This is a genomic window from Shewanella chilikensis, from assembly GCF_037953065.1.
In the GTDB taxonomy this organism is placed as follows: Bacteria; Pseudomonadota; Gammaproteobacteria; order Enterobacterales; family Shewanellaceae; genus Shewanella; species Shewanella chilikensis.
In genome coordinates, this window is record NZ_CP149966.1 from 1635175 (window position 1) to 1653602 (window position 18428).

The 18428-nt window shown below is 46.6% G+C and carries 18 protein-coding genes; 15 read left to right on the forward strand and 3 right to left on the reverse strand.

Annotation, left to right across the window (positions count from 1 at the left end; all coding sequences use genetic code 11):
- Positions 1-56: 56 nt before the first annotated feature.
- Complete coding sequence (gene xseA, locus WKR14_RS07515; RefSeq protein WP_339087581.1) at positions 57-1400, reverse strand: exodeoxyribonuclease VII large subunit; 1344 nt, start codon at positions 1398-1400, stop codon at positions 57-59.
- A gap of 117 nt (positions 1401-1517) precedes the next feature.
- On the opposite strand from xseA, the gene guaB reads away from it, so the two are divergent.
- From guaB to WKR14_RS07535, 4 genes are all read left to right on the forward strand, one after another.
- Positions 1518-2984: an IMP dehydrogenase gene (guaB, locus tag WKR14_RS07520; protein ID WP_101056204.1), complete on the forward strand. Its 1467-nt coding sequence runs from the start codon at positions 1518-1520 to the stop codon at positions 2982-2984.
- Positions 2985-3087: 103 nt separating this feature from the next.
- A complete protein-coding gene (gene guaA / locus WKR14_RS07525) occupies positions 3088-4665 on the forward strand; it encodes a glutamine-hydrolyzing GMP synthase (protein WP_028779200.1) in 1578 nt (525 codons plus the stop codon).
- 307 nt (positions 4666-4972) lie between these two features.
- The gene (locus WKR14_RS07530) at positions 4973-6160 is read left to right on the forward strand and encodes a tyrosine-type recombinase/integrase (RefSeq protein ID WP_000954583.1); all 1188 of its coding nucleotides are present in this window, start codon (positions 4973-4975) and stop codon (positions 6158-6160) included.
- Positions 6161-6295: 135 nt separating this feature from the next.
- Positions 6296-7051, forward strand: a complete 756-nt coding sequence (locus WKR14_RS07535) for a nucleoid-associated protein (RefSeq protein WP_339087583.1) — start codon at positions 6296-6298, stop codon at positions 7049-7051.
- On the opposite strand, the gene WKR14_RS07540 is transcribed toward WKR14_RS07535, so the two are convergent.
- On the reverse strand, positions 7034-7984 hold the full coding sequence (locus WKR14_RS07540; RefSeq protein ID WP_115389073.1) for an IS30 family transposase: 951 nt from the start codon (positions 7982-7984) through the stop codon (positions 7034-7036). The genes WKR14_RS07535 and WKR14_RS07540 overlap by 18 nt on opposite strands.
- Here WKR14_RS07540 and WKR14_RS07545 point away from each other — a divergent pair.
- Complete coding sequence (locus tag WKR14_RS07545; protein WP_339087585.1) at positions 7983-8462, forward strand: nucleoid-associated protein; 480 nt, start codon at positions 7983-7985, stop codon at positions 8460-8462. The two genes, WKR14_RS07540 and WKR14_RS07545, sit on opposite strands and share 2 nt — an antisense overlap.
- Complete coding sequence (locus WKR14_RS07550) at positions 8455-9843, forward strand: hypothetical protein (protein ID WP_001060888.1); 1389 nt, start codon at positions 8455-8457, stop codon at positions 9841-9843. Before WKR14_RS07545 ends, WKR14_RS07550 begins: the two co-directional genes overlap by 8 nt.
- A 1-nt stretch (position 9844) precedes the next feature.
- On the opposite strand, the gene WKR14_RS07555 is transcribed toward WKR14_RS07550, so the two are convergent.
- On the reverse strand, positions 9845-10900 hold the full coding sequence (locus WKR14_RS07555) for a hypothetical protein (protein ID WP_000688180.1): 1056 nt from the start codon (positions 10898-10900) through the stop codon (positions 9845-9847).
- An 85-nt stretch (positions 10901-10985) separates the two neighbouring features.
- On the opposite strand from WKR14_RS07555, the gene WKR14_RS07560 reads away from it, so the two are divergent.
- From WKR14_RS07560 to WKR14_RS07600, 9 genes are all read left to right on the forward strand, one after another.
- Positions 10986-11213: a helix-turn-helix transcriptional regulator gene (locus WKR14_RS07560; protein ID WP_001069954.1), complete on the forward strand. Its 228-nt coding sequence runs from the start codon at positions 10986-10988 to the stop codon at positions 11211-11213.
- A 12-nt stretch (positions 11214-11225) separates the two neighbouring features.
- Positions 11226-12221, forward strand: coding sequence for a replication protein RepA (locus WKR14_RS07565; protein ID WP_000172730.1), 996 nt, complete (start codon positions 11226-11228; stop codon positions 12219-12221).
- An 812-nt stretch (positions 12222-13033) separates the two neighbouring features.
- Positions 13034-13408: a conjugal transfer transcriptional regulator TraJ gene (gene traJ / locus WKR14_RS07570; protein WP_001929520.1), complete on the forward strand. Its 375-nt coding sequence runs from the start codon at positions 13034-13036 to the stop codon at positions 13406-13408.
- Entirely contained in the window at positions 13405-15165 is a 1761-nt protein-coding gene (traI, locus tag WKR14_RS07575) for a TraI/MobA(P) family conjugative relaxase (RefSeq protein WP_000560767.1), read from the forward strand. Before traJ ends, traI begins: the two co-directional genes overlap by 4 nt.
- 237 nt (positions 15166-15402) lie before the next feature.
- Positions 15403-16176 carry a P-type conjugative transfer protein TrbJ gene (gene trbJ, locus WKR14_RS07580; protein WP_000919697.1) on the forward strand — a complete coding sequence of 258 codons (774 nt, stop codon included), beginning with the start codon at positions 15403-15405 and terminating at the stop codon, positions 16174-16176.
- Between the two features lie 2 nt (positions 16177-16178).
- Positions 16179-16376: a hypothetical protein gene (locus tag WKR14_RS07585; protein WP_000790453.1), complete on the forward strand. Its 198-nt coding sequence runs from the start codon at positions 16179-16181 to the stop codon at positions 16374-16376.
- A gap of 2 nt (positions 16377-16378) precedes the next feature.
- On the forward strand, positions 16379-17674 hold the full coding sequence (trbL, locus tag WKR14_RS07590) for a P-type conjugative transfer protein TrbL (protein ID WP_001929523.1): 1296 nt from the start codon (positions 16379-16381) through the stop codon (positions 17672-17674).
- Between the two features lie 55 nt (positions 17675-17729).
- Positions 17730-17927, forward strand: a complete 198-nt coding sequence (locus tag WKR14_RS07595) for a hypothetical protein (protein ID WP_001076798.1) — start codon at positions 17730-17732, stop codon at positions 17925-17927.
- Positions 17928-17947: 20 nt separating this feature from the next.
- Entirely contained in the window at positions 17948-18202 is a 255-nt protein-coding gene (locus tag WKR14_RS07600) for a hypothetical protein (protein WP_000395818.1), read from the forward strand.
- Positions 18203-18428: the final 226 nt, after the last annotated feature.

Consider the following 18428-nt stretch of genomic DNA (forward strand, 5'->3'; position numbering starts at 1 on the left):
ACGGGTATTTTTAATTTGGGCTCCTTCTCCAGCGAAGAGCCTTTATCTGATTGATGCTATTCCTCAATAATGGCTTCTATTCTTGAGAGCAGCACGCCCTGTTTCAATTGGGTGCGCATCTGCTCGCCGACCACGGCGTCCTCGCTGTTTTCCAGGACTTTACCGGCTTCGTTCTTGCTTATGCTGTAACCTCTGGACAGGGTCGACAGCGGGCTGACACTTTCCAGCGAATGGGCGCTGGCACCCAGGCGCGCCTTGGCCTCTTTCAGTTTATCGGCCATGGCGTCCTGCAACTGTTGACCGAGATAATTCAATCTGCCGCCTTCCAGGCTCAGTTTGTGGGTCGGGCTCTGGGCTTCGAGGCGGCTCTTGAGCTGCAGCTGTCTGTGTTCCAGCCGGTGCAGGCGATTGTTGATGGCGGCCGTCATTCTCAGTTGCTGCTCATCAAACTGCTGTACCAGCTGTTCCAGCCGCCGCTTGGGATCCTGGCGCTGCAACTTGTGATCCAGCAGCGACAGCTGTTGGCGCTTGGCCAAGTGCCAGTGTTGCCAGCCCTGGCGCAGCCTGGCCATGGTAGTGGTCAGCTTTTGCCGTTTATTATCGACATCCTGGGATACCAGTTCGGCGGCGGCCGATGGGGTAGGGGCACGCAGATCGGCGACATAATCACTGATACAGGTATCTACCTCATGACCCACAGCTGAAATTACCGGCAGGGCACTGTTGTAGATGGCGTGGGCCAGATTTTCATCGTTGAAACACCACATATCTTCCAGGCTGCCACCGCCGCGGGTCAGCAGTAACAGATCCACCTCCAGCCTCTGGTTGGCCAAGGTGAGCGCCTCAATAAGCTGGTTGGCGGCGGTACTGCCCTGAACCTGGGAAGGATAGATCACCACTTCGATGGAAGGATCGCGGCGTTTCAGCACATGCAGTACATCGCGAATGGCGGCGCCTGTGGGGGAGGTGATCACCCCGATGCGCTGGATGTTGGCCGGTAGTGGCCGCTTGGTATCGGCGGCAAACAGGCCTTCGGCCGCGAGTTTCAGCTTCAGCGCTTCATACTGCTGCGCCAGTAAGCCATCACCGGCAGGCAGCATGGTTTCGATAAGCAGTTGATAATCGCCCCTAGGCTCATACACACTCAGGGCTGCACGCACCAGCACTTGCTGGCCGTTGACCGGGCGGAAGGTCACGTTCTGATTGCGACCACGGAACATGGCGCAGCGAATTTGCGAATGATTGTCCTTGAGAGTCAGATACCAATGGCCCGAGCTTGGGCTGGCAAAGTTGGAAATTTCACCATTGAGCCAAATTCTGCCGAGGTTTCCCTCCAACAAGGCACGTACTTCGGCATTGAGGCGGGAGACGGTATATACCTGTTTTTTGAGCTCTGGCATGGAATTTGCGTTCAAATTGGAATTTTTCTCTATTTTCCCATTTACCACCCCGGGGTTGCAAGGTATAATGCCGCCGCAATATTTCACCTTCAATCTAACCCCCGGGGAGATGTTGCAATGCTACGATTAATTAAAGAAGCGCTTACCTTTGACGATGTGCTGCTGGTTCCGGCCCACTCGACCGTTCTCCCTAATACCGCCAATCTCAAGACCCGTCTGACCGACAAAATCGAACTGAATATCCCCCTGGTGTCCGCTGCAATGGACACAGTGACCGAAGCCCGTTTGGCAATCGCCATGGCGCAGGAAGGTGGCTTGGGCTTTATTCATAAGAATATGAGTATTGAACAGCAGGCCGAAGAAGTTCGTAAAGTGAAGATCTATGAAGCAGGTGTGGTTCAACAGCCTGTGACAGTAACACCTTCCACGACACTGGCCGAGCTTAAGGTATTAACCGAAAAGAACGGATTTGCCGGCTATCCGGTAATCAATGACGCCAACGAATTGGTGGGAATTATCACCGGCCGTGACGTGCGCTTCGTGACCGATACCAACCGCCTGGTTTCTGAAATCATGACCCCGAAAGAGCGTCTGGTGACTGTACCTGAAGGCACCAAGTTGGATGAAGTACAAAAGCTGATGCACTCCAACCGCATTGAAAAAGTGCTGGTTGTGAATGATGAATTCCAGCTCAAGGGCCTGATCACAGTTAAAGACTTCGAGAAAGCCGAGCGTAAGCCCAATGCCTGTAAAGATGAGCTGGGTCGTCTGCGTGTTGGTGCCGCTGTTGGTGCCGGTGCCGGTAACGAAGAACGTGTTGATGCGCTGGTCAAAGCCGGTGTCGATGTACTCTTGATTGACTCTTCCCACGGCCATTCTGAAGGGGTACTGCAGCGTATTCGCGATACCCGTGCCAAGTATCCGGATCTGCAAATCGTTGGCGGCAACGTGGCGACCGCCGAAGGCGCCCTGGCGCTGGTAGAAGCCGGTGTGAATGCGGTTAAAGTCGGTATTGGCCCTGGCTCCATCTGTACTACCCGTATCGTTACCGGCGTGGGTGTACCGCAAATCACTGCGGTTTCCGATGCTGCTGCTGCCGTTAAGCATCTGGGTATCCCTGTGATTGCCGATGGCGGTATCCGTTTCTCAGGCGATCTGGCCAAGGCGCTGGCCGCCGGTGCATCTTGCATCATGGCAGGTTCCATGTTTGCCGGTACCGATGAATCTCCAGGTGAAACTGAACTCTACAAGGGCCGTGCCTATAAGTCTTACCGCGGTATGGGGTCACTGGGCGCCATGTCTCAGGGCTCTTCCGATCGCTACTTCCAGAGCGACAACGCTGCCGACAAACTGGTACCTGAAGGTATCGAAGGCCGTGTTCCTTACAAAGGCAAAATCAAAGAGATTATCCATCAGTACATGGGCGGTCTGCGCTCCTGTATGGGCCTGACAGGCTGCGCCACCATTCAGGAATTGGGTGAAAAGGCCCAGTTCGTTAAGGTGACTTCAGCCGGTATGGGCGAATCCCACGTTCACGATGTGACTATCTCCAAAGAAGCGCCGAACTACCGTTCAGGTGTTTAATAAATTCGGGGCGGCATGAGTGTCGCCCTTGGTTTATAAGCAGATAAAAACTGTGCCTGTTACGGCAGGCACTGCAATCAAACTAAAGAGATAAAGGTTATCAATGAGCAATATTCATGAGCACAAGATACTGATCCTTGATTTCGGATCCCAGTATACCCAGCTGATTGCCCGTCGTATCCGCGAAATTGGCGTCTACTGTGAACTCTGGGCCTGGGATGTCAGTGAAGAGCAGATCCGCGAATTTGCCCCTCAGGGCATTATTCTGGCCGGTGGTCCCGAGAGTGTCACCGCTGACAACTCTCCCCGAGCCCCTGAGTATGTGTTTAACGCAGGCGTGCCTGTACTGGGTATCTGCTACGGCATGCAGACCATGAGCGAGCAGCTGGGCGGCAAGGTTATTCAGGGCATAGGCGAGGGCGAGTTCGGTTACGCGCAAATCGAACTGCTGGCCGAATCTGCACTGTTCAAAAACATCGAAGATGCCGTTAATGAAGCCGGTCGTCCATTGCTGGATGTATGGATGAGCCACGGTGACAAAGTCTCGGCCATCCCTGAAGGCTTTGTCGCGGTTGCCAAGACCGAAACCTGCCCATTCGCCGCCATGGCCAATGAAGCCAAAGGTTTCTATGGCGTGCAGTTCCATCCTGAAGTGACCCATACCCGTCAGGGCAAGCGCATGCTGGAGCATTTCGCGCTGGAAATCTGTGGCTGTGAAGCCAAGTGGAAACCCGCTTCCATTATCGAAGACGCCGTTGAGCGCCTGAAAAAGCAGATAGGTGACGACGAAGTAATCCTGGCGCTTTCCGGTGGGGTCGACTCTTCTGTTACTGCCATGCTGCTGCACCGCGCCATCGGCGACAGACTCACCTGTGTGTTTGTCGACAACGGCCTGCTGCGTCTGAACGAAGGCGAGCAAGTGATGGAGATGTTCGGCGACCACTTTGGTCTCAATATCATCAAGGTTGAAGCCGAAGACAGATTCCTCAATGCCCTCAAAGGCGAAAACGACCCTGAAGCCAAGCGCAAGATCATCGGCCGGGTATTTGTGGAAATCTTCGACGAAGAAGCCGGTAAGTGCGTTAACGCCAAGTGGCTGGCCCAGGGCACCATCTACCCTGATGTCATCGAATCTGCCGGCAGCGCCACGGGCAAGGCCCATGTGATCAAGTCACACCATAACGTCGGCGGTCTGCCGGAAGATATGGAGCTGGGTCTGGTTGAACCGCTGCGTGAACTGTTCAAAGACGAAGTACGCAAGATTGGCCTGGAGCTGGGTCTGCCTTACGACATGCTCTATCGCCACCCATTCCCAGGCCCAGGCCTGGGCGTACGGGTACTCGGCGAAGTCAAGAAAGAGTACTGCGATCTGCTGCGCCGCGCCGATGCCATCTTCATCGAAGAGCTGCGCAAAGCCGAACTGTACGACCGTGTCAGCCAGGCCTTTACTGTGTTCCTGCCGGTTCGCAGCGTAGGTGTAATGGGCGATGGCCGTAAGTATGACTGGGTTGTGTCTCTGCGCGCCGTGGAAACCATCGACTTTATGACTGCCCATTGGGCTCACCTGCCGTACGACTTCCTCGGCCGGGTGTCCAACCGCATCATCAATGAAATCGACGGTATCTCCCGCGTGGTGTACGACATCTCAGGCAAGCCACCGGCAACGATTGAGTGGGAATAATGCTCCTTTAAGAAAGGTCTGGCATTAACAAGCACTAAATCATACTTAAGTCCGCGTAATTGCGGACTTTTTTCGTTTTTGGCTTAGTCATTTTTGGCAATGTCTGGCAACGCCAAGCACGGTTTGACCGTGGTATTTTGATGGGTATGATTCATCGGTAATGCCATGGATTACGCCCGATACCATGCTGAGTGTTTTTGATGGGGCATGGTATTAAATTTACATATCTATCTGTTTTATAAAGATTAATATCTATTTTTTTAGAGGTTTTTCAGCATGGTATCAAACAATAATAATAGGTCGATACATGCTGACTGATACCAAGCTACGCAATCTCAAACCCAAAGATAAACTTTACAAAGTCAATGACCGTGATGGCCTCTATGTTGCTGTGACCACTGCGGGCTCTATTTCTTTTCGCTACAACTACTCGATCCATGGCAGACAAGAAACCATTACCTTTGGTCGCTATGGAGTAGGAGGCATCACGTTAGCAGAAGCGCGTGAGCGTCTCAATGAAGCGAAGAGAATGGTTACTGATGGAAAGTCACCGGCCAAAGAGAAAGCACGTGCGAAGGCGAGAACCAAAGATGCTGAAACCTTTGGTGCCTGGGCTATAAAATGGCTGCGTGGCTATCAGATGGCCGATTCTACCCGAGATATGCGTCGATCAGTCTATACCCGAGAACTTAAAGATAAATTTGGTAACTGGAAGCTTACAGAAATTACCCATGAAGATCTGCGAGCACTGACTGACGCAATAGTAGAGCGTGGAGCGCCCGCAACGGCTGTACACACACGTGATATTGTACTCCAGGTGTATCGATGGGCGATTGAGAGAGGGCAGAAAGTTGAGAACCCGGCAGACCTGGTGAGGCCCGCAAGTATCGCGCGGTTTGAGCCAAGAGACCGAACGTTAACACCGGCTGAGATTGGTTTGATGTACCGCTATATGGAAAAGGTAGGAACCACCCCTTCGATTCGTGCTGCGGTAAAGTTGCTATTGCTGACTATGGTACGCAAAAGCGAATTAACCAATGCAACCTGGAGCGAAATTAACTTTAGCGAAGCGTTGTGGACGATTCCTAAAGAGAGGATGAAACGGCGTAACCCTCACCTGGTATTTTTGTCACGCCAGGCTATGGACATTCTGATTGCCTTGAAGACATTTGCCGGTGGGTCTGATTACATTCTTCCTTCCCGTTATGACTCAGATGCCCCAATGAGCAGTGCGACAATGAATCGTGTATTGGCTTTAACGTACAAGGCTGCGCAGAAGGATGGGCAGTCACTAAGTAAGTTTGGGCCGCATGACCTACGTAGAACAGCGAGTACACTGCTGCATGAAGCAGGATACAACACTGATTGGATAGAAAAATGCCTGGCGCACGAACAGAAAGGAGTGAGGGCTGTTTACAACAAAGCCGAATACCGAGAACAGCGCGCGGCCATGTTGCAGGATTGGGCAGATATGATTGATGAGTGGGTTGTTTAATTTAGGGGATGTGTGCTTGTACAAATATACAGACTTGTTATATGGTTTTTCAAAATTGTGATTTAATGTTCATTAATAATATCAGCTAACTGATATTATTAACCATGTAATGAACCTAGTAGATAAGGATATAAAATGGCGTCAATTAAGCGCTTTGTTATTCATGAGCTATTTAAAGATAAAAATCCTGATGTAGCGAGTGAAATTTTAAATTTAGAAAACGATGTCATTTTAAAACTTGCTAAAGATTTAGTTAAAATTAAAGATAATAGAACAGCTGTTCTTTGGGGGCAATTCAAAGGAAATGGTGATTTCCCATTGAAGCTAAAAGAGTTAGATATTGATCAAACTGATGAGGAGAGAAATAAAACTTTCCTAGAGTTAACTGAGAAAACCATGAATTCCTTGTATGAAGAAATTGTTCATACAAATAGTAAAGGTGGATACATATGCTTTATTGAGTATAAATCATTTCATGATCATCGTTTAATGGCTGCAATGATTACTAATACTTCCGGTATCAAACTGACTAACTTAAAGCCAACGTCAGAAGTTCATGTTGATCTTAGCAAGTTACATCAAGCTGTTGATATAAATATGACTGGATATTTTAAATCATTAAATGATGAGTACAGTAAAAATTATTTAAGCTTTATTGGTAAAGGAAAGCACACAGACTATTTTACAAGTGCATTTGATTGTATTAATAAAATCACTCCTGCTAAAGCGGTTAATAAGGCCCCTGTAGTCCTAAAAGACTTTCTATCACAATTTAATGTCGATAATATTACACAAAAGAATGCTAGAGCACAGCTTGTTAAATACTTAACAGATAATACGCGAATTCAACTCCGAAGTGCACCACTCGCTAAATTAGGCTGCCTTGCGTAATTCATTGAATACCGCAATAGGTTGCCTGAAGCCGAGGCACTTTCTCGGTCTGGCATTTAATGCCCGTTCAATCTCACTAATTTGCTTATCTGTTACCGTCCGCAAATCGGTGCCTTTCCGTATGTATTGCCGCAGCAAACCGTTGAAGTTTTCATTCAGTCCGCGTTCCCAAGACGAATAAGGGTTAGCGAAGTAAACATCCGTTTTAAGCTTTTCTGCGACCTGTTCGTGGTCACAGAACTCGCTGCCGTTGTCCGCAGTGATAGTTCGAACATAACCTCGATATTTCCACAGCATACCAACCATGGCCCGGGCCACATCGGCTGCGCTTTTCGCTGGCACTTTGCGTATCAGGTACAGCTTACTTTTTCGCTCAACCAGGCTGACAATCGCGCCCGTACCTTGCTTGCCCAGAACCGTGTCAGCTTCCCAGTCTCCGAACCGCTTTTTCTTGTTCACGATAGCGGGACGATGCTCTATGCCTACGCGATTCGGGATAATCACACGCTTCGCACGGTTACCTTTACGGTATCTTCGGTGACTCTGGCGGAGCTGTTTGTACAACTTGCCGCCGCATAATTTATCACGCTGGACATAGCCATAAATCCACTCGTGACTGACGTTATATCCGATGATTTTACCGACACCGGCTATTTGTTCCGGACTCCATTTCTCATTGAGACCGAACTCAACAAAGGTGATGGTCAGTCCAGATATTCTAGACTTCGCGGACTGACAACGGCGTTTTAGTGCCTTCGCCTGAGCGACTTCCGGCAAGTAATGGTTATCCCGAATTCGATTGCGATTTACTTCTCGGCTGATTGTGCTGTGACTGACTTTCAGACGTTTTCCTATCTCCCGATAACTGAAACCCTCGCGTAAATAGGCCTCAATCTGGTATCGTTGTCCCTCGATCAACTGCTTGTAATTCATGGTAACTACTCATGTTTGTTTGGCGACTACAGAGTATCACCAACAGGCAGTTGATCTCTCCTCACCGTTTAACCATGAGTGGTGCACTTATTATCTGAATTCGGGTATAGGTAAGGAAGTACATCTTTCAAAAATTGAAGAAATAGCAGTATCTCATTTACCTGATAGTTGTACAGAGGAAGAAAAGCAAAGCTTTATTGCATTTAGTAAACAAGATAAATATGAAATGCCTGCGACCTTTGAAGCAAGAAAAAATAATGTAGACAAGTTAGCTAAAATTTACTATTCAACTGAGTCATTTAGTCTTAATTTTGATTTGGAAATTATAGGCTTAGTTGGGGTTGAAGCTGATTCAAATAAGCCTATATTATTCAATAAAGACAATGATGATATTATAATCAAAGGTAGAATGATTACACCAGAAGTTAGAGCTGCTATTGCGCAAGTAACACTCATAGATGAAGATGGAAATGAATAATAAGGTTGATACTTTATTTGACTATACTGTCAAACTATTTAAGTCTTTCGGAGGAAATATATCCTGTGAAAATGGTTTTTTACGTTTGACTAATAGTGTTGTTTTATCTGAAGACCAGGTGCCTTTACTAAAATTTCTGTTCGATAATAAAGACAAGTTTAGAAGGTTTGAGCTAGAGATAGATTGGGATGAAGCAAGAGCTGAAGATATATTGCCTGATAAAGAATGTACCGAATTTAAAATTGAATTTAACCTTTACAGTGGGAATGAGTTTAACTTCTATACTAATGAAAATGATTTATTCGAGAAGCTTTCACAATACTTAATACAAGGCAAGCGTCTACCAAAAAATTATTACTTTATAGAAGAGGATTTTAGAAGTGATAGTAATTTAGTATTACCATCATTGATTAAATTAGATTTAATTTGTAAGTGGATTGATTTTTTAACTAGAGTTTCAGATATAGATAAACAAACTGATGATGGTATAGCTCTTTACTACTTTATAAAGGGTGAGGATGATAAGTATGCCAAACCATTGGAAATTAAAATCAACAGCATGGTTGAATTGGTAAATATCGAAGACATATCTTCTATTGAAGATATTGAAAGTTTGATTTCAGAAGATGAAAATGGGAATCTGCACCATAGGGATAGGCAGTCTTTCTTTAAGTTAGCTTTAGTTGATACCTTTAAAAATATAGTAAAACGGGATTCATCAAATAAATCAGAAGCTGTTTTATTATTTGGTAATTTAGATCAAATCAAAAATTCTTATTATGAACATTACGATATATTTATTCATAACTTTGCAATAGGTGAATTTCAGCAACAAGTTGAAGAGAAAGGTTTTGATTATTCTGAGAAAATAAGCTCAGTTTTAAATGATATTCAGATAAGGCTCTATGCAATCCCAATAGTGTTAGTTAGCTTGGGTGCTTTAGCTAAGGTTGATAATATATATAGTTATTTATTCATTATTAGTGGTGTTGTAATAACCGCTATATTCAATTATTGGATGATTAACGATCAAGTCTTAAGGTTAGACCAGATTAAAAAAAGTAGCTCATTTACTTTTGATAAACTAAAAACCCAAGGCCATGAAAAATTAGAATCCTGCGAAACTTTAAATAATCTGGATGAAATTGTTGGTAATATTGAACGTAGAATTGATGATAGAAACACTAAAATAAAGCTCTATAAGGTGTTTTGTTGGGTTCCAACTGCAATTACCGTTATTCTTTTTATTGTGAAAGAGAAGGATGTTTTATTTGGATATTTTTCATTCAAATTAAGCAATCCAACTTTGGATGATTTTTTATGTATAGTTCTAAGTACTGCAAGAATTATAAATTATATTGTTATTAACTATGTTATCTAAGTTAGATAAATCTTTCATTTATTAGAAACTCTTCACGAATTGACTTTATCGCTTTCGAAACAGCTTGATTTGACAACTGCTTACCAGTGATTTCACCCAGCAATATACCAATCTGTTTATTAGAGTGGTTCTGTTTACGAAGAACCAGCATGCGTTTTTTATTGTCCGTTAGCCGAGAATCTACCATCTTTCGGGCTAAGTCGCGCAGTTCGGGCACATTAGTTGGGTTCAGTGAAGAGTCCAGCATGTAGTGGTAAAAGTACTCATCAATTAATCTATCTCCGGACTTAGCGTTATGACGGTCTGGATGCGCGATTTGGCGTCGTAATCTCAAGACTTCTTGCTCAAACTGTTCTGCAGAGCGTTTGGCTTGCTTATATAGAGAATTCCAAGAACCATCATGAAGCTTGGGACGATGGTTTAGACAGTAATTCGTACTCAGATCTGGTCGCTTTTTCTTTCCTTCTTTTTCATCATTGTCACTATCATTGTTTTCTCTCTCAATATATCCGTTTTTTGTCCATGTGTGCATGAACTGTGAAAACTCTGTTGGGTTTCCACACAGATGACATATTCGTGTTTTTTTATCCGCTTTAAAACTGATATCAGGCGCTAGTTTTGACCTATTAGGTTTCTTTCCTTCACAAATCATAAACAATGATTTGAGCATATCTTGAGTCGATATGAATATTATGTCTTGCTCTGTGTGGGAACTATTATCAACAAAGTCGCGTAAATAAAAGTGAATTTGGTCGACCGTATAACGAAAACCTCTCAACTTGATGAGGTCACTATAGTTACACTTTTCTCTTGAGATAGGGCAAAAGGACAAATACTGGCTTGGAAGGCTACTCAAGTATTCCGATACCACGGGATCAATCACCTGTTTAATCAAGTTTATGATGTTGTGGCTTTTAGACTCTTCCGAGTATGAATGCCATTTCTCCCTAAAAATGCGAATGGCATTTGCCACAGAGTTGTCAGAATTCTCCCATACAGGGATATAAAACTGACCTAGTCGTTCTGACGCATCCATCTCAGTTTCAAATATTTTCATATCCAACTTTTTTGTCCAATGATTAGTCTAATCTACAGGCAGCTCCTGGCATTATCAACCCAAGAATGTTGAAAAGGAGAGGGTTATGAATCCATCAATGACAAACAAAACGCTGATAAATCGCAAGACCTTACTCAGCATGATTCCTTTGTCTGATCGAACCATCTATAACCTGGAACAGCGGGGTGAATTTCCTCGTCGTATTGTTCTGACCAGCCGAAGTGTTGCTTGGGACCTTGCTGAAGTGGAGAACTGGATAGAAGAAAAGCGCAGGTCTGCGTTAAAAGCCGCAAGACCTGGTTTTATTTGGTAAGTCTGAGTTCACATGACGCTTAAAGATGTAACGGATGTTCAGGCTAGGGGAACTACTCGGCAAAAAAGTGCCTCGGGTGCCAGCGGTAAACTAGATCTAAGCACGAAATATATAGACAACATCATAGCAATCCAGGAGTGCAGTGCTCAGGAGGCTAATGAACTCGGTTTTATTGCTCGGCTTCTGATTCAAGCAACCATACCGCACAGTAAGCCAGAATCGAATGAGTGGAGTCGGAAGAATGGTAATTTCACAATGCACATGATGGCCCCCTCATCTGTAGGTTTGCCTTACGGTTGCTATGCACGTTTGCTTCTGGTTTGGATGACCACTCAAGCAGTAAGAAACAAGTCCAGATTGGATAAGGGTTATATCGGTGAGACAGAGGCGCGTAGGCTTGAATTAGGGAATTCTCAGAGAAGCTTTATGGCCGAACTAGGGTTATCGGGAACTGGAGGGAAAGATGGTTCTATTCCGCGTTTGCGTGAGCAGATGAGCAAACTTTTTAAAACCACCATTAGCGTTATGTTTACGGAACATAATGAAGGTGATGAATATATTTCTGAGGATGAGATTGGTGCCAGAGTAGCGGATGTTTCACATATATGGTGGAGCACAAAGCATCCAGATCAAAATTCATTATGGGGCTCTTGGGTAGATCTGTCGCCAAAGTTTTTTCAACTGATAACAGATAAACCAGTTCCTCTAGATATGAGGGTATTACGGTTGATTAAGCGTTCTCCTATGGCTCTCGATATATATTGCTGGGCAACATACCGAGTCAGCTATTTAAAACGTTCAACAGTCATTCCTTGGGAAGGGCTAATGGACCAAATAGGAGCCAATTATCCTAATACTTCTCAGGGGCATCGAGATTTCAGAAAACGGTTTCTCGACGGGCTTAAAAAGGTTCAATATGCATGGCCAGAGCTAGATGCTACTTCAACCGAAAAAGGATTGCTTTTGAAACCAAGTGCTCCGCAAGTACCTCGACGGACAAAGAGGTAGAGTGAGCGGCATGAAACATTATGTACGCACCATTCTTGATGTTATTAAGCCTGGGTATTTAGAAAGTTATCCACGCATGTTCTGTCCCGCTTTAAAGGGGGTATTTTGCGCATGTTCTGTCCCGGCTTACGCATGTTCTGTCCCGGAGTGCGCATGTTCTGTCCCGCGAAGTGCTAAAAATCTTTTTAATAACAGGTGGTTGTAGAACCCCCTATAGTACTTTCCTGTAGGTATACCTATATAAAAATTAACCTGTAGTTAAGCAAACAGATATTGTGGATAAGATTGATAAAAATAAATGGCTTAAAACTGTCAATGAAATCATTTTTTTGGAAGTTATGTATTTTTAACTTAATGAAAATAAAGCATTTTTTATTTTTTCTCCTTGGCGTCTAAACATTCATTGACACTTGAGGGGCAGTTAAACACGAAGGCTTTGAATTTAGCCTAGAGCGGAAAGTGTAGGAAAGCTGTGTTTTTCTGTGTCGTGATATTGAGTAAAGCCAATACAGATAAATCACTATAAGACCGCTATTTTAGCGCTATTAAATCACTATAAGTGCGGTGTCATACCGTGATAAGTGGCGGACTTATCGGTTAAACAGGTTTACACGGGAATAAACAGTTAAATACAGAGAAATGCACAAGGGCATGCATAACTTTCCGTGATAAAACCAAAGTTGAAATGCGGGCAGGATGTGTGAAGTAGGCCCTCCATGCAAGCATGGCGAAGCCTCTTCACTTATGACTTATTCGCACCTTCGGCACTCAACGTTGATCCTGCCCTGCGGGGCCTGAGAGAGGATACACAGATGGAGAACAACACAAATAAGACGACGAGAAAGAATAGTCCTCCGATTAAGGTCTATTGCCTACCGGAAGAGCGTGCGCTGATCGAATCCATGTCAGCACAGGCTGGGCTCAGTGCTTCGACCTATTTGCGCGAAGTCGGCCAAGGCTATCGTATCCAGGGAATTACCGAAGCAGAGCATGTACGCGAGTTAGTGCGGGTTAATGGTGACTTAGGACGTCTGGGTGGATTGCTGAAGTTATGGCTTAGTAATGATGCCAAGGTGGCACATGTTGGGGCCAATACGATCTTGGCAGTGCTTAATCGTATCGAGGCGACGCAAGATCAAATGAGTTCACTTATGGAGTCTATTCTTCGCCCGAGGGCGGACCAATGATCGCCAAGCATGTACCGATGCGTTCTCAGGGGAAATCTGACTTTGCAGGCTTGGTGAATTACATCACCGATCACCAGAGCAAAGAACATCGACTTGGTAGCGTTCGTTTAAATAACTGTGAAGCGGAAACCGTGCGCGATGCGATCAGTGAGGTGTTGGCGACTCAGTTTGCGAACACCCGAGCAAAGAGTGATAAAACCTACCACCTCATAGTGAGCTTTCCTAATGGTGAACAGTTAGAAGCGCATACTTTATCCGCGATAGAAGAGCGCCTTTGCCAAGGCTTGGGCTATGGCGAGCATCAGCGTGTCAGTGCTGTGCACAACGATACGGACAATCAACATATCCATATCGCGATCAATAAAATTCATCCTACGCGTAACACAATCCATGAGCCTTATTACCCACATAAAAAGCTAGCGGAAATGTGCGAGGCCATCGAGCAGGATTTTGGTTTGCAGCAGGATAACCACATACCGCGCAAGCGCGGGGCCGAATCGCGTGCCATGGATATGGAGCGGCATTCGGGTATTGAAAGCTTAGTGGGTTGGGTGAAGCGCGAATGCATGGACGAGATTAAATCAGCCAATAGCTGGCAGGCGTTGCACCAGGTCATGCAGGACAATGGTTTGCAGTTAAGAACCAGAGGAAATGGTCTAGTGATCGTTGCCGACGGTGAAGCGATCATCAAAGCAAGCACCTTAGGACGTGAGTTTTCTAAACCCAAACTCGAAGCGCGCCTTGGTCCCTTTGAAGCGACTGCATCGGATTCTGTTAAGCCGAGCCGCCAATATACACACCGACCTGTTCGCTTGAAGGTGAATACCACCGAGCTATATGCCCGTTATCAAGCAGAGCAGAAACATGCCGCAGAGAGTAAAACGCAAGCCCTTGAACAGGCTCGTCGTGATAAAGATCGACAGATTGATAACGCCAAGAGGAAAGGGCGTGGCCGTCGCGCAGCGATTAAGTTGACCGGTAGCAATAAGCTTACTAAGAAGCTTTTGTACAAACAGGCCAGCGATGCATTGAAAAGCGAGCTTGAGCGTATTCACAAGCGTTACCAAGAGCAACGGCAAACGATATATCAAAGCAATAAACGCCAAGCCTGGGCGGATTGGTTAAAAAGCCAAGCATTGCAGGGAGATAGCGAAGCCCTCAAAGCGCTACGTAGCCGAGAGTCTGCACAAAAGCTTAAAGGCAACACACTGAACGGAGATGCAGTTCAGGCAGAGCTCAAAGCAACGGTCGATACGATTACGAAAAAAGGCACCATTATTTATCGAGCAGGTAACAGTGCTGTGCGTGATGATGGTGAGCGTCTACAAGTGTCGACGGCTTCCAACCAAACCAGTGTTTTAGCTGCGCTAAAGGTAGCAATGGAGCGTTACGGTGATCGTATTACCGTGAATGGCTCGCCTGAGTTCAAGGCGCGAGTGATCAAGGCGGCAGTAGATGGCAACCTGTCTATAAAGTTTGCCGACCCAGGGCTAGAGCGTCGCCGTCAGGCATTAATAGCCCAGAGCAAAAAGGCCAAACGGTCAGATAAGCCTGGTGTGTTACCGATTGGCAAAGTGCCACCTTCACGCCGTGGCCGGTTGCAGAATCTATCTCAGTTAGAGGTTTTAGCTATTCAGTCAGCCCCTGTAACTGAAAAAGCGGTGGTCATGCCAGCATTAGAGCAGCGTAAAGCCAAGCTGCAAGCTGAGCAGGCAGCTAAAAAAGCGAAACGACAACATAAGAGCCGATCACGTTGATATGATGGCAAAGGAATCGACGGAAGCCCTAACCGCTTCGGTTGGTAATGACACCGATGTTTAACCCTATTTGACCGCGCGTTTAACGGTGTCGCGCTGGTCGGGCACCGAGATAGTAAGTGGCGAGCTAGCTCTGTACAGGCCCACATTCACCGCTGGTAACGGCAGGAGTAGAGATCAAGTTTCTACAGGTTGGTGAATGCAACTTTTAGTCATAACAACTAAGAGTAATTAACCATGCTAAAACGAAAAATTTTAGCGGCTAAAATTCCCGTGCTTGCCATCTCCTTGGCGTTAAACCTTTCTAATCCTGTATATGCGGGGATTCCGGTTGCTGATGGTACGAATCTAGTTCAGAACATCATGTCGGCAATGGAAGCTGTTACACAAACTGCTAAACAAATTCAGCAGTATCAAACCCAGTTGCAGCAGTACGAAAATATGCTGCAAAACTCGATGGCCCCCGCTTCTTATATTTGGGACCAGGCGCAGCGCACCATCAACGATCTGAACCAGGCGACCAACACGCTCGCCTATTACCAGAACCAGCTTGGTAGCCTCGATGCTTACCTAGGCAAGTTCCAGGACGTGGCCTATTACCGCAGTTCACCTTGCTTCTCGGCTGTGGGGTGCAGTGATGCCGAACGTTCTGCGATGGCTGAGAACCGTCGCCTTGCATCTGAATCGCAGAAAAAGGCAAACGACGCACTGTTTAAGAGTCTGGAACAGCAGCAAGACAACTTGGAAGCCGATGCCCGTCAGCTCAACCGTCTGCAATCTGGTGCTCAGAGCGCGGATGGCCAACTGGCTGCTATTGGTTACGCTAATCAGCTTGCTAGCAACCAAGCTAACCAGCTCCTGCAAATCCGCAGCTTGCTGATCGCTCAGCAGAATGCCGTTGGTACTCGGATGCAGGCGGATGCCGACCGCGAAGCTCAATATCAAGCATCCCGCGAAAGGTTGTTTGATATGGGCGAGCCAACTGACCGTTCAGAAAACAGGGGGTTCTAATCATGAAGAATATCACCCGAGTTTTTATCGTTAGCGCGTTGGCCTCTTTCGTTCTGGTGGGGTGCGGTGAAGATGAAGGGCCTAAGCCTGCAACGATCAACTGTGACAATCCGAACCTGACGAAAGATCAGAGGGAAGAAGGACATTGCTTTTGGGATATGGGGGAACCCACAGATCGCTCCAAGAACAAGGGGTTCTAATCATGAGTAAAATATTCATTCGACTTGTGATGACTCTGATCGTTTTTCTGACTTCGCAAACAGCATCAGCGGCCATTGAGCCTAATGGTGTCTTGGATGAAGTGGCCGTGCGTTTCATGACGGCCAGTGCTACTTGGGGCTCGGTAATTACAAACTATGCCGCCTGGCTGTTCTGGACGCTGGGCACTATATCCCTTGTTTGGACTGGCGGGACCTTAATCCTTAAACAAGCAGATATAAGGGAGTTCTTTGCCGAGTTCGTGCGCTTCATCCTGACGTTTGGTTTCTTTCTCTGGTTGCTCAGAAACGGCCCAGACTTTGCGACGTCAATCATCGACTCGTTGAGAATGATCGGTGCTCAAGCCGGTGGCCTTCCGAGAGATCTAACCCCGTCAGAGCCTATTAGTATTGCGTTCGACATTATTGTGAAAGCTGGTGAGTCCTATAGCATCACAAGCCCGATAGATAACTTATCTATCTTCTTAATCACGCTGGCAATTTTAGCATGTATGGCGGTAGTGGCGGCCAATGTGTTGTTGGCCTTGGTGACGACTTGGATATTGATCTATGCCGGTGTCTTCGTGCTGGGTTTTGGTGGTTCGCGCTGGACTTCAGATATAGCAATCAACTACTTCAAAAGCGTATTGGGCGTTGCTTTGAAGTTGATGACAATGACGTTGCTCATTGGCATTGCCATGTCGATCATGGACGGTTTCTATGCCGATCTATCCAATGATGCCCCTATGCGTGAACTGCTGGTGATCTTTGTCGTTTCACTGGTTCTCGTGATGCTCATTCACTCGGTTCCCAATGTGGTCGCCAGCCTGGTTCCTGGAGGCGGCGCGGCGGCAGGTGCAGGCAGTATCAGTGCCGGAGCGATGGCCGGAGCGGCTGTTGCCACTGGTGGTATGGCTGCCGGTGCAGCAATGGCTACCGCCGGTGGTGCGTCTGCTATTCAGGCTGCATTTGCAAAAGCAGGTGAGAACGTAGCGAACAATACTGACGTTATGTCGAGCCTGGGTGGAGCATTTAGCGGTGGCGGCGATTCTGATGAAGCTGGCTCCTTTTCCCAAGCTTCCGGTCAATCTTCTAGTGGTGGCGAATCCTCTGGCGGCGGCTTTAAAGGCAGCGCTGTAAAAGCGGGTCGTATTGCAGCAGATACCGGTGCGAATTTGATGAAGGGTATGAGTGATATGGCCGGGGATCGAATTGGCCGCACTGCTGGAGGTCGTTTAGCTAGCTCGATCCGAAACGGTACGAAAAATGACGGGGATGACGACGACAAGGAGGGCGACTGACGACGCTTCCCCTGCATTTGACAACGATAGCTTAGGCGGTGTCGGCACTGGCTGGATGAATCAAACAGGCGGCTTTGATGGCCTGTCCAGTGAGGACCAAGAAGAAGCCCGCCAAGCACACGCAGAATGGCAAGAGCGCGACCCGGAAAAGCACACCTTCGACGTTGAGGACTACGTGTCGTATGCCCAGGAACGCCAGCAGGAGCGCAACGAAGAGGTTGCCAGTTTTGTTAAAAAAGGTCGCATGACCTAACTAGATAAGGATTACTCATTATGGAGTTTAGCTTTCCACCTCAAAACCTTGCGGAGGTATTTGGTTTCTTCGCCGTGATGTTCATTGTGATGCTGGCCTTCTATTTTTTTGGGCAGTGGCTGCACAACACCGGGCACGGCCCGAAGATGAAAGCGATTGCCGACAAAATGGAGGTATTCCAAAACAAGCTGACCGGGCGTGCCTACAAGGACATGACGAGATCGGTCGATCAAATCGACAAAATGAGACGCTGGCCGTTTGGCCGACGCAAGTAGTTAGAAAGCACACGGGTCGGTGATTATGTAACGGCCCGCATTTACAAATACCACCTGCCAGATATGTCCCTCTTGGAAGCTGTTGCTATATGTTCAGTTTCCCCCCGAGATTGTCATAAGTATATTTGTCGATAGTACTAAATCTAATGTTAGTAGTTGGTTGAAAAGGGAGGCCTTTTCGATCGCAAAAATTAGACGTGAATGCTAGTATATCAGTCAGTTTTTA

Excerpts from the sequence above, each read along its gene's own strand:
- trbL (WP_001929523.1), top strand. The coding sequence starts at position 16,379 with ATGAGTAAAATATTCATTCGACTTGTGATGACTCTGATCGTTTTTCTG.
- WKR14_RS07595 (WP_001076798.1), top strand. The coding sequence starts at position 17,730 with ATGAATCAAACAGGCGGCTTTGATGGCCTGTCCAGTGAGGACCAAGAA.
- WKR14_RS07550 (WP_001060888.1), top strand. The coding sequence starts at position 8,455 with ATGAATAATAAGGTTGATACTTTATTTGACTATACTGTCAAACTATTT.
- guaB (WP_101056204.1), top strand. The coding sequence starts at position 1,518 with ATGCTACGATTAATTAAAGAAGCGCTTACCTTTGACGATGTGCTGCTG.
- WKR14_RS07540 (WP_115389073.1), bottom strand. The coding sequence starts at position 7,984 with ATGAATTACAAGCAGTTGATCGAGGGACAACGATACCAGATTGAGGCC.
- trbJ (WP_000919697.1), top strand. The coding sequence starts at position 15,403 with ATGCTAAAACGAAAAATTTTAGCGGCTAAAATTCCCGTGCTTGCCATC.
- WKR14_RS07555 (WP_000688180.1), bottom strand. The coding sequence starts at position 10,900 with ATGAAAATATTTGAAACTGAGATGGATGCGTCAGAACGACTAGGTCAG.
- WKR14_RS07565 (WP_000172730.1), top strand. The coding sequence starts at position 11,226 with ATGACGCTTAAAGATGTAACGGATGTTCAGGCTAGGGGAACTACTCGG.
- xseA (WP_339087581.1), bottom strand. The coding sequence starts at position 1,400 with ATGCCAGAGCTCAAAAAACAGGTATATACCGTCTCCCGCCTCAATGCC.
- WKR14_RS07545 (WP_339087585.1), top strand. The coding sequence starts at position 7,983 with ATGGTAACTACTCATGTTTGTTTGGCGACTACAGAGTATCACCAACAG.
- guaA (WP_028779200.1), top strand. The coding sequence starts at position 3,088 with ATGAGCAATATTCATGAGCACAAGATACTGATCCTTGATTTCGGATCC.
- WKR14_RS07600 (WP_000395818.1), top strand. The coding sequence starts at position 17,948 with ATGGAGTTTAGCTTTCCACCTCAAAACCTTGCGGAGGTATTTGGTTTC.
- traJ (WP_001929520.1), top strand. The coding sequence starts at position 13,034 with ATGGAGAACAACACAAATAAGACGACGAGAAAGAATAGTCCTCCGATT.
- WKR14_RS07530 (WP_000954583.1), top strand. The coding sequence starts at position 4,973 with ATGCTGACTGATACCAAGCTACGCAATCTCAAACCCAAAGATAAACTT.
- traI (WP_000560767.1), top strand. The coding sequence starts at position 13,405 with ATGATCGCCAAGCATGTACCGATGCGTTCTCAGGGGAAATCTGACTTT.
- WKR14_RS07585 (WP_000790453.1), top strand. The coding sequence starts at position 16,179 with ATGAAGAATATCACCCGAGTTTTTATCGTTAGCGCGTTGGCCTCTTTC.
- WKR14_RS07535 (WP_339087583.1), top strand. The coding sequence starts at position 6,296 with ATGGCGTCAATTAAGCGCTTTGTTATTCATGAGCTATTTAAAGATAAA.
- WKR14_RS07560 (WP_001069954.1), top strand. The coding sequence starts at position 10,986 with ATGAATCCATCAATGACAAACAAAACGCTGATAAATCGCAAGACCTTA.